The organism is Pseudoflavonifractor sp. 524-17, from assembly GCF_009935845.1.
Taxonomy (GTDB): domain Bacteria; phylum Bacillota; class Clostridia; order Oscillospirales; family Oscillospiraceae; genus Pseudoflavonifractor_A.
Genome location: NZ_QWEK01000019.1, coordinates 1 through 13688, shown reverse-complemented (window position 1 = coordinate 13688; position 13688 = coordinate 1). Strand labels below are relative to the sequence as shown.

General features: G+C 56.9%; 14 protein-coding genes. 10 read left to right on the top strand and 4 right to left on the bottom strand.

Features of this window, described 5'->3' with window-relative positions:
• Nucleotides 1-71 precede the first annotated feature (71 nt).
• Nucleotides 72-710, top strand: a complete 639-nt coding sequence (locus tag D1159_RS08340) for an SGNH/GDSL hydrolase family protein (protein WP_161845215.1) — start codon at nt 72-74, stop codon at nt 708-710.
• Here D1159_RS08340 and D1159_RS08335 read toward each other — a convergent pair.
• Nucleotides 707-1330: a Crp/Fnr family transcriptional regulator gene (locus D1159_RS08335; RefSeq protein ID WP_243152188.1), complete on the bottom strand. Its 624-nt coding sequence runs from the start codon at nt 1328-1330 to the stop codon at nt 707-709. The two genes, D1159_RS08340 and D1159_RS08335, sit on opposite strands and share 4 nt — an antisense overlap.
• Nucleotides 1331-1474: 144 nt before the next feature.
• Here D1159_RS08335 and leuC point away from each other — a divergent pair, with 144 nt between their 5' ends.
• From leuC to D1159_RS08305, 6 genes are all read left to right on the top strand, one after another.
• On the top strand, nt 1475-2737 hold the full coding sequence (gene leuC, locus D1159_RS08330; RefSeq protein ID WP_161845213.1) for a 3-isopropylmalate dehydratase large subunit: 1263 nt from the start codon (nt 1475-1477) through the stop codon (nt 2735-2737).
• Nucleotides 2738-2766: 29 nt separating this feature from the next.
• Complete coding sequence (locus D1159_RS08325) at nt 2767-3252, top strand: 3-isopropylmalate dehydratase small subunit (RefSeq protein WP_161845212.1); 486 nt, start codon at nt 2767-2769, stop codon at nt 3250-3252.
• 16 nt (nt 3253-3268) lie between these two features.
• On the top strand, nt 3269-4351 hold the full coding sequence (leuB, locus tag D1159_RS08320; protein ID WP_161845211.1) for a 3-isopropylmalate dehydrogenase: 1083 nt from the start codon (nt 3269-3271) through the stop codon (nt 4349-4351).
• Nucleotides 4352-4415: 64 nt separating this feature from the next.
• On the top strand, nt 4416-5213 hold the full coding sequence (locus tag D1159_RS08315) for a type III pantothenate kinase (protein ID WP_347563659.1): 798 nt from the start codon (nt 4416-4418) through the stop codon (nt 5211-5213).
• Nucleotides 5214-5301: 88 nt separating this feature from the next.
• Entirely contained in the window at nt 5302-5925 is a 624-nt protein-coding gene (locus tag D1159_RS08310; protein WP_161845210.1) for an ECF transporter S component, read from the top strand.
• 210 nt (nt 5926-6135) lie between these two features.
• The gene (locus tag D1159_RS08305) at nt 6136-7326 is read left to right on the top strand and encodes a pyridoxal phosphate-dependent aminotransferase (protein WP_161845209.1); all 1191 of its coding nucleotides are present in this window, start codon (nt 6136-6138) and stop codon (nt 7324-7326) included.
• Nucleotides 7327-7392: 66 nt separating this feature from the next.
• Here the strand turns inward: D1159_RS08305 and D1159_RS08300 are convergent, their stop codons facing one another.
• Together D1159_RS08300 and D1159_RS08295 are read right to left on the bottom strand one after the other, a co-directional pair.
• On the bottom strand, nt 7393-8130 hold the full coding sequence (locus D1159_RS08300) for a 3-oxoacyl-ACP reductase family protein (protein ID WP_161845208.1): 738 nt from the start codon (nt 8128-8130) through the stop codon (nt 7393-7395).
• Nucleotides 8131-8168: 38 nt separating this feature from the next.
• The gene (locus D1159_RS08295) at nt 8169-8408 is read right to left on the bottom strand and encodes a hypothetical protein (RefSeq protein WP_161845207.1); all 240 of its coding nucleotides are present in this window, start codon (nt 8406-8408) and stop codon (nt 8169-8171) included.
• 201 nt (nt 8409-8609) lie between these two features.
• Between D1159_RS08295 and purB the strand changes: the two genes are divergently transcribed.
• Nucleotides 8610-10046, top strand: a complete 1437-nt coding sequence (purB, locus tag D1159_RS08290) for an adenylosuccinate lyase (protein WP_161845206.1) — start codon at nt 8610-8612, stop codon at nt 10044-10046.
• Nucleotides 10047-10097: 51 nt separating this feature from the next.
• The gene (gene pfkA, locus D1159_RS08285) at nt 10098-11111 is read left to right on the top strand and encodes a 6-phosphofructokinase (protein WP_161845205.1); all 1014 of its coding nucleotides are present in this window, start codon (nt 10098-10100) and stop codon (nt 11109-11111) included.
• A 63-nt stretch (nt 11112-11174) separates the two neighbouring features.
• Here pfkA and D1159_RS08280 read toward each other — a convergent pair whose 3' ends face one another.
• Entirely contained in the window at nt 11175-12416 is a 1242-nt protein-coding gene (locus tag D1159_RS08280; RefSeq protein ID WP_161845204.1) for a 6-phosphofructokinase, read from the bottom strand.
• 183 nt (nt 12417-12599) lie between these two features.
• Between D1159_RS08280 and fba the strand changes: the two genes are divergently transcribed.
• Nucleotides 12600-13565 carry a class II fructose-1,6-bisphosphate aldolase gene (gene fba, locus D1159_RS08275; protein ID WP_161845203.1) on the top strand — a complete coding sequence of 322 codons (966 nt, stop codon included), beginning with the start codon at nt 12600-12602 and terminating at the stop codon, nt 13563-13565.
• Nucleotides 13566-13688 lie beyond the last annotated feature (123 nt).

Genomic DNA, 13688 nt, shown 5'->3' with positions numbered 1-13688 from the left:
AGCACACCTGAATCAAGGCGGGCCCCAGCCTGCTCTTTCTTCAAAGCGATTCAGATGAGGAGGCGGGAAACATGATACGTAAACGCATTGTCTGTTTTGGAGATTCCAATACCTGGGGGTACAGCGCGGAGAGCGGGGGCCGGTTTGAAGACGACCAGCGGTGGACCCAAGTGATGGCCGCCGCCCTTGGGGACGGGTACCAAGTGGTGGAGGAGGGCATCAGCGGACGGACGACCGTCTTTAACGATCCGCTGAATGAGGGCCTGCGGGGAATGGATCACCTGCCGGTGAGCCTTATGTCTCACTCCCCCTTAGATCTGCTGATCTTGATGCTGGGCACCAACGACTGCAAGGAGCGGTTTTCTGCCTCACCAAAAAACATCGCCGACGGGGTGGACCGGCTCATCCGCAAGGCCCGCACCTATGATGTCTGGCGGGGAGAGTCCAAGATTTTAGTGGCAGCGCCCATCCGGATTGATAGCCGGGTCTATACCTCTCCTGTGGCGGGGGAGATGGGTGCCGGATGTGTGGAGAAATCCTGGGAACTCCCCGCCCTTATGGAAGCGTGCGCCAAACTGAACCAGTGCGCGTTCCTGGACTGTAATGACTGCTGCACAGTGAACCAGGTGGACTTTATGCACTTGGATCTGGACAGTCACCGCCGCTTTGGTGAGAGGATGGCGGAAAAAGTCCAAATGTTATTGGGTTAATGCAGCAGCTCCTCTGTGGCGGTGAGGAGCCGCTCCAGCGCACTCCGGTTGAGCAGGCGTACCATGCGGTAGCCGGTCTGGAGCCACCCCATCCGGGCAAAGTGGGCTAGGGTACGGCTGACAGTGACCCGGCTTGCCCCTACGGAGGCGCCGATCTCCTCGTGGGTACACAGGATGGCGCCGTCTGGCCCTGGCGTTAGTGTGAGCAGATGCCGGGCGATGCGCTGATCCGCTGGGAGGAAGTTTCCGTCCACGTGGACGGAGAGCAAACGCACGGTCCGGGCCAGATATTCCAACAGGGAGAGGGCCACATCGGGGTGGAGGTGGATTACCTCTTGTAGATGCCCCCGATCAATGGCGATCAGCTGGCAGGGGGAGGCGGCCACAGCAGAGGAAACCCGGGGCTGGCGGTCAAAGAAAGACGCCTCGCCAATCAGCTCGCCCCCGTGGTGAAAGGCGAGGATCCGTTCCTCGCCGCTCTCGGCGCTGAGAAAGCACTTAACGGTGCCGCTGGCAATGTAGTAGAACTGGTCGGCTTCCGTATCCTGGAGGTAGATAAACTGGCCGGCAGCATAATGTTTGAGGGGTTGGTCCTGCGCCAGAAAAAACCAGCGATCCATTTGCATCCCTCCTGTCCCAATTTGCCGTACATGCGGTACGGGATAAGACCTGTTTTTATATTGTATCATACTTTACATTCTTTTCAACCGTCTTTGGGTAAGATAGAGTACATAGCCGAGATTTCATTTATTGGAGGGAATACCATGGGAATGACAATGACCCAAAAAATACTCGCCAAACACGCCGGTCTGGACCACGTAGAGGCTGGCCAGCTGATTGAGGGAAAGCTGGACCTGGTGCTGGGGAACGACATCACTGCGCCAGTGGCCATTACAGAATTTGACAAGGCGGGGCTGACCCGGGTCTTTGACAAAGACAAAATCGCCATCGTCCTGGATCACTCCACCCCCTGCAAGGATATCAAATCCGCCCAGCTGTGCGCGACGGCCCGGGATTTTGCCAAGCGGTTTGAAATCACCCATTTCTTTGATGTGGGACAGATGGGCGTAGAACACGCGCTGCTGCCGGAAAAGGGACTGGTGGCTCCCGGCGAGGCCGTCATCGGCGCAGATTCCCACACCTGTACTTATGGGGCGCTGGGCGCATTCTCCACCGGGGTGGGCTCCACTGACATGGCCGCTGGCATGGCCACCGGGCTGGCCTGGTTCAAGGTGCCCTCCGCCATTCGAGTAACCCTGAAGGGCAAGCTGCAGCCTTACGTGTCAGGAAAGGATCTGGTTCTCCACCTGATCGGCATGATTGGGGTGGACGGCGCCCTGTATCAATCTCTGGAGTTTGCCGGCGAGGGCGTGGCGGAGCTGTCCATGGACGACCGGTTCACCATCTCCAACATGGCCATTGAGGCTGGGGCAAAGAACGGCATTTTCCCTGTGGATGAGAAGACCCGGGCCTATCTGGACGGGCGGGTCACCCGGGCCTGGGAGGCGGTGGAGCCAGACCCGGATGCCGTCTATGACAGGGAAGTGGTCATCGAGTTGAACGAGCTCCAGCCAACTGTGGCGCTGCCTCACCTGCCCTCCAATACCCGCACGGTGGACCAGGTGGCAGGTACGCCCATCCAGCAGGTGGTAATCGGCTCGTGTACCAACGGCCGTCTGGAGGATATGCGTCAGGCCGCCGCTGTACTGAAGGGGCGGAAGGTTCACAAGGACGTGCGCTGTATTGTCTTCCCCGCCACCCAGCAGATCATGCTGGACGCTATGGCGGAGGGACTGATTCAGATCTTTATCGAGGCCGGTGCGGCGGTATCCACCCCCACCTGCGGTCCCTGCCTGGGGGGGCACATGGGCGTTCTCTCCGATGGGGAGCGGGCCATCTCCACTACCAACCGGAATTTTGTGGGCCGCATGGGCCCCGTGGACTCGGAAATTATCCTGGCCAGCCCCGCTGTAGCCGCCGCGTCCGCTGTGGCTGGCTGTGTGGCCGATCCCCGCAAACTGGACTAATCCGATGAAAGAAAGGACTGTGACTGTTTATGAAGGTCTTTCAATACGGCGATAATGTGGATACCGATGTCATCATCCCAGCCCGCCACCTGAACAACCCTGATCCCAAGGCTTTGGCCTCCCACTGCATGGAGGATATTGACGCCTCCTTTGCCAGTACGGTACAGGAGGGGGACATTATTGTGGCCGGAGCCAACTTCGGCTGCGGCTCCTCCCGGGAGCACGCTCCCCTGTCCATCAAAGCCTGCGGTGTAACGTGCGTCATCGCCGCCTCCTTCGCCCGGATCTTTTACCGCAACGCCATCAACATCGGCCTGCCCATTGTGGAGTGCCCCCAAGCCAGCGCGGCCATTCAGCCGGGGGACCAGGTAGAGGTGGACTTTGCCTCTGGGACCATCACCGACACCACCCAGGGGAAAACCTGGCAGGCCGCGCCCTTCCCGGCGTTTGTGGACGGCATCATCAAAAGCGGCGGGCTGCTCAACGCCCTGAAAGCCCGGGGCGTGGCGAAATAGAAGGAGTGTGATGACGATGAACTATAAAATTGCGCTCATCCGGGGGGATGGAATCGGCCCCGAGGTGGTCAGTGAGGCGGTAGGCGTTCTGGAGGCGGTGGGGCAGCGGTTTGGCCACTGCTTTACCTATGAAGATGTGCTGTTGGGGGGCTGTGCCACCGACGCAATAGGGAAGAGCTACCCTGACGGCACTGCCGAAACGTGTAAATCCTGCGATGCGGTGCTGCTGGGCGCGGTGGGCGGCCCCAAATGGGGCTCCGACAAGCCCGCGGAACAGCGGCCAGAGACCGCCCTCCTAGCCATTCGGAAGGATCTTGGTCTCTATGCCAACCTGCGTCCGGCCAGCCTGCGCCCCCCGTTGGCGGACGCCTGTCCCTTAAAGAAGGAGACCGCCCAGAAGGGCATCGACCTGATGATGGTGCGGGAGCTCACCGGCGGCATCTACTTTGGAAAGCGGGACAAGTATCAGACGGAGGACCGGGGCGTGGAGGCCACGGATCTGATGGCCTACTCCGAGCTGGAGATTGAGCGCATTGGCCGCCGGGCCTTCGAGCTGGCCCGCCTCCGCCGGAAAAAAGTCACCAGCGTGGACAAGGCCAATGTGCTGGAGACCAGCCGTCTGTGGCGGAGTGTAATGCACCGTCTGGCGGAGGAGTATACCGATGTGGAATATGAGGATGTGCTGGTAGACAACTGCGCTATGCAGCTGGTGCGGGATCCCGCCCAGTTTGACGTGGTGGTCACGGAAAATATGTTCGGCGACATCCTCTCTGATGAGGCCAGCATGATTACTGGATCCATCGGCCTGCTGCCCTCTGCCTCTATTGGAGATGCCGTGCCCGGCCTGTACGAGCCCATCCACGGATCTGCGCCGGATATCGCCGGCCAGGATAAGGCCAACCCTATCGCCACCATTTTGTCCACGGCAATGATGATGCGCTACTCCTTCCATTTGCCAGATGAAGCCAGCGCCATTGAGAAGGCGGTGGACGCCGTTCTGGCGGAGGGGTGGCGTACGGCAGACATCGCGGAGTCTGGCGTCACTCCCATCGGGACAAAGGAGATGGGCCGGCTGATCCGTGCCAAGGTGTTGGCGTAAGGCGGTTAGCCTTGCCATAAGGGAAAATTCGTGGTAAAATTCCAGTTGAATGTGGGAGAGGAGCGTGGTATTATTGGTTCTGGCAATCGACGTAGGTAACTCCAGCACAACGATTGGCCTGTTCGATGGGGGGGGAATGCTGAGTTTCCGCTCTGTTCTGCCCACCTATAAGAGCAATACCCAGGATCAATGGGCCATCCAGCTGACGGACGTGTTCCGCCTCTACCAGGCTGAAATAAGCCAGATAACTGGTACGATTGTGTCCAGCGTCGTCCCGCCAGTCACTGCCGCTCTGTGCGGCGCGGTGTCGTTTGTCACTGGAAAGCGGCCCGTTCAAATGGGGCCTGGCATCAAAACGGGGCTGAACATCAAGTCGGATCTCCATGCCCAGCTGGGCAGTGATATTGTGGCGTTCTCCGTGGCCGCGCTTCACCAATATCCGTCCCCCTTGGTGGTGATTGATATGGGCACGGCGATTACCATGTCCCTGCTGCGGGACAATGTGTACGAGGGCTGCATTATCATGCCGGGGGTGCGGGTGGCGGTGGAGGCACTGTCTCAGGAGGCTGCTGAGCTGCCCCATATCTCAATTGAACCGCCCAGCACATTCCTGGGCCACAATACGGTGGACGCCATGCGCTCTGGCGTGGTCTACGGCAACGCCAGTATGGTGGACGGAATGCTGGATCGGATCACCCAGGAGGTGGGCGTGCCTCTGGCCGCAATCGTGGCCACCGGTGCCGCGGCGCCGGAAATTTTAACTCAGTGCAGACATAATATCATCTACAACGCCGATCTGCTGCTCAACGGACTCTATCTGATCTATCAGAAGAGTACCGCGCCGAAGCAGCGGCGGGTGTGAGAATTTTTTGGTACTCAACAGCGGATGCTGTGGGTAAATAAATGCGCTGCATCCCTGAACAGGGAGCGGCAGCAGGAGGTAATTGAATATGGAAAAGGCAAATGTCAACCCGAAGATTGGGCGGATGGTCCGGGTGGCGGTACTGGTCGCCATCATCTTTCTGCTCAGCTTCACGCCGCTGGGATACCTGGTCATCGGACCTATCGCGGCTACCACCATCCAGATGCCGGTGATCATCGGCGCGGCTTTGATGGGACCTGCCGCGGGGGCCGTTCTGGGCGGCTTCTTTGGCCTGTCCGCACTGATTAAGGTGCTGACCATGCCTGGCGCGGATGTGGTTGCCACCGCGATTCTTGGGGTAGAGCCCTTGGTGTACATCTTTATCGCCATGGTGCCCCGCATTTTGATGGGTTGGCTCAGCGGCCTGCTGATGCGCGGGCTGCACAAGGTGCCGGCGTTGGACAAACAGCACTTGATCGGGTATGGAATCACCGGTTTTCTGGGCTCTCTGATGAATACCGTGTTCTATCTGGGCGGCCTGTGGATGCTGGCCAGCAATTACGTGGCTCAGGCTTACCAGGTTGACATCAGCGCGGTGGGCACCATGGTAATGGGCGTGGCCACCACAGCGGGAATTCCAGAGGCGTTGGTGTCCTGTGTGGTTGTGGCGGCGGTCTGCCGTGCGCTGGAGGCCATGGATAAAACCCTGTAACTGTTGCCGCATGGTTTGAGAAGGGAAGAAGTGCCGTCTGTGTTTGTTCAAAGAGCACAGACGGCACTTCATTTTCTGCGCCTTTTCAAGGAGCTGTTGTCTAATTTCTCAAAAATATGAAAGTTGAAAGAAAGATACTTGCATTTTTTTGCGCCTGCGCATATAATACACACAGATCAATTTGAACTTTTACATTTGGAGGAGATTCCCATGAAAGAGCTGTCCCAGATTGCGCAGGCTGTTCAGGCATCCACCACCATGGCGATTGACGCTCTGTTCAAGCAGATGAAGGCGGAGGGTGTCGATGTCATCGGCTTTGGCGCCGGTGAGCCCGATTTCAATACCCCTGACGAGATCAAGGCCTGCGGCATCGCGGCCATTGAAAATAATGTCACCCGTTATACGCCGGCAGCCGGCACGGTAGAGCTGCGGCAGGCCGTATGCGACCGGATGCTGGCCGACTGCGGGGTTGCCTATAAGCCCAATCAGGTAGTCGCCACCAGCGGCGCCAAGCATGCGGTCTATCTGGCCCTGCGGGCCCTGATCAATCCCGGAGACGAAGTGATCCTGCCTGCGCCCTACTGGGTGAGCTATATTGAGCTGATCAAAATGGTAGGCGGCGTACCGGTGGTAGTCACCGCCACAGAGGCGGAGCACTTCAAGCTCACCCCGGAGAAGCTGGCCCAGGCCATTACACCCAAAACCAAGGCCATTATTCTCAACAATCCCTCCAACCCCACTGGTATGATGTACGACAAGAAAGAGCTGGAGGGGATTGCTAAAGTATGTGTAGACAACGATCTGTATGTTGTCTGCGACGAGATCTACTATGGACTGGTCTACGACGGCAGGAAATTCGCCAGTTTCCCCGCCCTGAGCGAGGAAGTGAAGGAGCGGACCATTCTGATTAACGGCGTGTCCAAGTCCTACGCCATGACGGGGTGGAGAATTGGCTATGCCTGCGCCAGTGACAAGGTTGCCAAGGTGATGGCCAATTATGTCAGCCACTCCACCGGCTCCGCTTCCGCCATCTCTCAAAAGGCCTCTGTTGCCGCGCTTACAGAATCTCAGGAAAAAATCGAGGAGATGCGCAAAGCCTTTGAGGAGCGCCGCGATTACATTGTAGAGCGGATGAACGCCATTCCCGGTGTGAGCTGTATCAAGCCTGAGGGTGCTTTCTATGTTATGATGAACATTGAGCAGCTCATTGGGAAGACCATCCAGGGGGCGGAAATTACCGATGACAACAGCTTTGCGGACGCTTTCCTGAAAAAAGGACTGGTGGCTGTAGTGCCCGGAGCTGGGTTTGGTGCGCCAAACTTTGTTCGCTGGTCCTACGCCACCTCTATGGATAACATCAAGGAGGGGCTGAATCGTCTGGAGAAGTTCCTGGCGGGCTGATTTCCTCTGTCAAACCAAGCAAGGGCGTACCGCCGGCCAGCGGTACGCCCTTGCTGATATAAGGTTTTAGGTCATCGCCGCCCCATCCACATGGAGCACAACCCCCGTCACATAGCAGGCAATATCGCTGGCCAGATACAAAAAGGCGTTTGCCACATCCTCCGGCTCTCCCGGCCGGCCCAGTGGGATTCCAGCAGAGATCCGCTCCACCATCTCCGTGGGCAGCGCGGCCACCATATCGGTCTTCGTCACACCGGGAGCTACTGCGTTTACGCGGATCTGGTCCTTGGCCAGCTCTCTGGCCAGAGATTTGGTCAGTCCGTTAACGGCAAACTTAGTCGCCGGGTATCCGCAGCCGGCAGGCTGACCATATTTCGATACCATAGAGCTGGTATTGATGATAGTTCCGCCGCCCTGTTCCTTCATCAGCCGCGCGGCAGCCTGGGAGCAGACGAAGGGGGCTTTCAGGTTCACGTCCAGGATTTTGGAGAACTCATCCAGCGTGTACTCGTAAAGGCTGGTCCGCGACGAGATGCCTGCGTTGTTGGCCAGGATGTCGAAGGAGCCAAACCGCTCCTTGACACGGGTGAAGGCCGCAGCCACCTCCTCCGGATTGCACAGATCGGGCCAGATGCCCATGACCCTCCCCTCATACTCCGAGAGTTGGGCCAGCGCCTTCTGTACCGTCTCCTCTCTAGAGCCGGCAATGGCCACATTGGCCCCGTTGTCCAGATACTTCTTCACGATGGCAAAACCAATCCCACGTGTGCCGCCGGTAACGACAGCGGTTCTTCCCTTTAACATAATGAGCCCCTTTCTTGTTTCATGGTACCGTTTTATTCTCAGACAGAGGGAGTATCCCCATCAGGAAGCCGCTTTTTATCCATATGGGAGACAATAATGCCAGTACAGGTGACAACGACTACACATAAATACATCCCCATGCCAAGAGCTGCCGCGTCTCCATAGGGCATTCCGTTGAAAAAGCCGCCGGCAAGATCGGAAAAAAACATGCCGCCGGCCGCCACCGCAATGCCAATCAGAAAATATCTGAGGCCATTTTTCCATGTGGCGCTTTCCATATACTTATCCTCCTACAATTATGACCTGTTTTTTGAATTTTATCACAGAACTCGGTTTGATTCAATACGTTTGAATAAGATTGACAGAGTTTTCAGCAACAGCGCGCTTCTTTCAAGGAACAGGCATGATTCAATCTTGTACATCTTTTCTTTTTGTGGTATGATTCTAGGCGAGAGATTCAAGATAAAAGGGGATTGCCAATGAGTAAGAATGTATACGAAAGTCCGCTGTCCTCACGGTATGCCAGCGAGGAGATGCTCTATCTGTTTTCGCCGGACAAGAAGTTTACCACCTGGCGCCGGCTGTGGATTGCCTTGGCCCGGGCGGAGATGGAGCTGGGTCTGCCTGTCACTCAGGCACAGATTGACGAGATGGAGGCCCATGTTGACGAAATTGATTACCCATTGGCCGCCGAGAAAGAGCGGCAGCTCCGCCACGATGTCATGGCCCATATCCATGCGTTTGGCGCCATCTGCCCTACAGCCATGCCTATCATTCATCTGGGGGCCACCAGCTGTTATGTAGGCGATAATACGGACATTATCCTCATGCGGGAAGGGCTGGCGCTGATCCGAAATAAATTGGTGCAGGTGCTGGACCGTGTGGCCAAGTTTGCGGACACCTATAAGGCGCTGCCTGCCCTGGGCTTTACCCACTTCCAGCCCGCGCAGCTGGTGACGGTGGGGAAGCGGGCCACCCTGTGGATGAACGAGCTGCTGATGGACTTGGAGGAGACTGAGTATCGTATTTCCAGCTTAAAACTGTTGGGCTGTAAGGGAACCACCGGTACACAGGCCAGCTTTCTGGAGCTGTTTGAGGGCGATCACGAAAAGTGTAAGGAGTTGGACCGGAAAATCGCCCAGGAGATGGGCTTTGAGGAAGTGATTCCGGTCTCCGGTCAGACCTATTCCCGCAAGGTGGACGCCGCCGTACTGGCTACTCTGTCCGGTATCGCCCAGTCCGCCAGCAAATTCGCCACCGATCTCCGGCTGCTTTGTCATCTGAAAGAGGTGGAGGAGCCCTTTGAGAAAAACCAGATCGGTTCCTCGGCCATGCCCTATAAGCGCAACCCCATGCGGTGCGAGCGCATTTGCAGTCTCGCCCGCTATGTGATTGCCGACGCGGTCAATCCGGCTGTTACCGCCGCGACCCAGTGGTTTGAGCGAACCTTGGATGACTCCGCCAATAAACGGATTTCTGTGCCGGAGGCGTTCCTCGCGGTGGATGCCATTTTGAATATTTACCTCAATGTGGCATCCAATCTGGTGGTCCACGAGAAGGTAATTGAGCGGCATATTTTGGAGGAACTCCCCTTTATGGCCAGTGAAAATATTATGATGGACGCCGTCAAGCGGGGGGGGAACCGTCAGGAACTCCACGAGCGGATCCGCATCCATGCCCTGGAGGCGGGCCGGAATGTCAAGGATCTGGGCTTGGACAACAACCTCATTGAGCTCATCGCCGCGGACCCTATGTTCGGCATGAGCCGGGAGGAGCTGACCGCCCACCTGGAGCCCAGCCGCTATATCGGTCGCTGTCCGGAGCAGGTAACCGATTTTCTGGAGGAGGCGGTTCGCCCGGTGCTGAAGCGCCACGCGGCCGCCCTTAACCAGGCAGAAACTGCGCTGAAAGTATAAGGCAGAGTGCAATATCTCGATTTCGAACAGATAAAAGGAGGTTCTTCCCATATGGAAAGCAAGCAGATGCGTCGAATTGGCGTCTTTACAAGCGGCGGTGACGCGCCCGGTATGAACGCCGCAGTCCGCTCCGTAGTCCGGACGGCACTGCATATGGGGATCGAGTGTGTGGGAATACGGCGGGGATATTATGGGCTGATTAACTGTGACATCATTCCCCTTGACTTCGAGAGCGTCAGCGGCATCTCCCGCCAGGGCGGCACCATGCTCTATTCCGCCCGCAGTGAGGAGTTTTACCAGCCGAAGGGCCGGGAAAAGGCGGTGTCCACCTGCAAACTGCTGGGGATCGACGGCCTTGTGGGAATCGGCGGCGACGGCACATTCCGCGGCCTGCTGGAGCTGTCCAAGCTCGGTGTGTCTGTTGTCGGCATTCCCGGTACCATTGACAACGATATCTCCTGCTCCACCTACACCATCGGCTTTGATACCGCCTGCAACACCGCCCAGGATTCCATTGATAAACTGCGGGATACCATGCAGTCCCACGAACGCTGCTCTGTGGTGGAGGTAATGGGCCGCCACGCCGGCCATCTGGCCCTTTATGTAGGAGTGGCCTGCGGCGCTACGGCGGTTGTGATTCCGGAGCAGGACATCAACTATGAGCACGATTTGATGGAACCCATCCGCCGGGCCCGTCTGAACGGACGCACGCACTTTATGGTGATTGTGGCGGAAGGAGTGGAGGGCGGCGCCTATCATGTGGCGGAGGAGATCCGGAACACCACCGCGCTGGACACCCGTGTCACCATTTTGGGCCACGTTCAGCGGGGGGGAAGTCCCTCCTCCAGAGACCGGGTTACCGCCACCCATATGGGTTATGAGGCAGTAGAGCTGCTGGCAAAGGGAATGACCAATCGGGTCATCTGCCTCCAGGGTGATCAGTATGTCAACTATGACATTGCGGAGGCCCTAGCCATGCGCAAGAGCTTGGATCCCCAGACCTATACCGTCATGCGGGCGCTGACCGGTATGGAGCAGGTGAAGCTGAAAGAGGAATTGTTGTAACGGCCAAATAGAAGAAGAATGATGCCCTGTACAAAATCGTACAGGGCATCATTTTATCTGGAATCAAACAGAGGCAAGTACTTTTTTCAGCTTGGCAAAGCGGGGGAGACCATCCTGCCTTACGATTGCCGGATCGCCTTGGATAAGGGGGAGCACGTAGTCCAGAAACGCCTGCTTCACACCGTTGCCCTTGGCGTTGATCCACTCCCGTGGGACCTTTTTCTCGAAGTTAGCTACAATATCCAAGGACTCCAGAACGGTGTCACAGTGATAAACCCCGTTTTCACGGGAACATTTGAAAGCTACCATCTTATCGGTAACGCCGGAGACGGCGGCCTCCACCGCAGCTTTTCCAGCCTGGAACGCCTCATCAATATCCGTCTGAGAGGCCACGTGAGAGGCGCATCGCTGGAGAAGGGAGAGCTCAATGCTGCGGACCTTGGTGCCGGTCTCCATTTTTACGGCGTCGGCCAGCGTAGCGGCCAAACCACCCAGCTGAGCATGGCCAAAGCCGTCTGTAGCAGAGGTTTTCGCTTCGGAGACAAAGGAGCCGTCGGCGTGGTGGATGCCTTCGGAGACGGCCACCAGACACTTTCCCCGTCTCTGGAAGACTCCATTTACATCCTCTAGGAAGTTGGTGAGCTCAAAGGTCTGTTCAGGAAGATAGATCAGGTCCGGGCCGCAGCCACTGATTCCGGCCAGCGCGGCGGAGCCAGCCAGCCAGCCGGCGTGGCGGCCCATGATCTCTACAATCGTTACTAAACCAGTGTCATAGACATGGGTGTCATGCCACACCTCAGCGCAGGAGGTGGCAATATACTTGGCGGCAGAGGCGAAGCCGGGGCAGTGGTCGGTGCCGTTGAGGTCGTTGTCAATGGTCTTGGGTACGCCGATAATACGGCACTCATAGCCCACCTTTTGCATATACTTGGAGATCTTGTTGCAGGTGTCCATAGAGTCGTTGCCGCCGTTGTAGAAAAAGTAGCGGACACCGTACTTCCGAAACACCTCCAGGATGCGCTTGTAGTCGGTATCGTCCATGTCAGGATCCGCCAGCTTGTAGCGGCAGGAGCCTAGGGCGGAGGAAGGCGTATATTTCAACAGCTCCAGCTCGTCTGGATCCTCCGCCGCCATGTCGTAGAGCCGATCCTGAAGCACGCCCTTGATCCCGTTGGCCGCGCCCAGGACTCTTGTGATGCTGCTGCTTTCCAGCGCAGTGCGGATGACGCCCAGCACACTGGCATTAATAACCGCCGTAGGACCGCCGGACTGTCCAATAATACAAGCTCCTTTTAACTCATTCATAGCTTAATCCTCCTCTTAACTGCTTTTTGACTTGCATTTTGCAGTTTTTTTCTTCTTTAGCACCTGTTTTTCACTGCTTATAGAACTGAATAAGAAATTTTCATTATTATATCATGCCCCCTTGTATTTATCAATCTTAAATGGTAAAATCTAATTGTAATTTTAGAGAAGGAGATGAGCCCTATGCCTCTCGTTACTACTACCGAAATGTTTAAGAAGGCGTACAATGGCGGCTACGCGATTGGTGCTTTCAATGTCAACAACATGGAGATTGTCCAAGGCATTACGGAAGCGGCGAAGGAAGTCAATGCGCCTCTGATTCTTCAGGTCTCCAAGGGCGCCCGCGCCTATGCCAACCACACCTATCTCATGAAGCTGGTAGAGGCCGCTGTGATTGAGACCGGCCTGCCTATCTGCCTGCATCTGGATCACGGCGACTCTTTTGACCTGTGTAAATCCTGCATTGACGGCGGCTTTACCTCCGTCATGATCGACGCCAGCTCTAAGCCCTTCGCGGAAAACATTGAGATCACCAAGAAGGTGGTGGAGTATGCCCACGACCATGGTGTGGTGGTAGAGGCCGAGCTGGGCAGCCTGGCCGGCGTAGAGGACGAGGTCAACGTCTCTGTGGAGGACTCCTCCTACACCCGTCCCGAGGAAGTGGAGGAGTTTGTCACCAAGACCGGCTGCGATTCCCTGGCCATCGCCATCGGAACCAGCCACGGCGCGTACAAATTCACTGCCGCCCAGTGTACCCGCAATGAGAAGGGCGAACTGGTCCCGCCTCCGCTGCGCTTTGACATTCTGGAGGAGGTTGTCAAGCGTCTGCCTGGCTTCCCCATTGTGCTGCATGGTTCGTCCAGCGTACCCCAAAACTTCGTGACCATGATTAACGACAATGGCGGCAAGATGCCTGACGCGGTGGGCATTCCCGAAGCGCAGCTCCGCCAGGCCGCCCGCAGTGCCGTCTGCAAGATCAACATCGACTCCGATCTGCGTCTGGCCATGACCGGTACCATCCGCCAGTTCTTCGCGGAGCATCCCGACAAGTTCGACCCCCGCGAGTACCTCAAGCCCGCCCGCGCCAATATCAAGGAGCTGGTCAAGCATAAGCTGATCGACGTTCTGGGCTGTGACGGCAAGGCTTAATTGACAATCCAACCGCAAACATAAAAGGAGAGGGGAGACCCTCTCCTTTCAGCCTGTCGAAAAAGTCTGCCCTTCGGCAGACTTTTTCATATAAACGAGGTAAAATAGAGCAGGGTGAGAAAA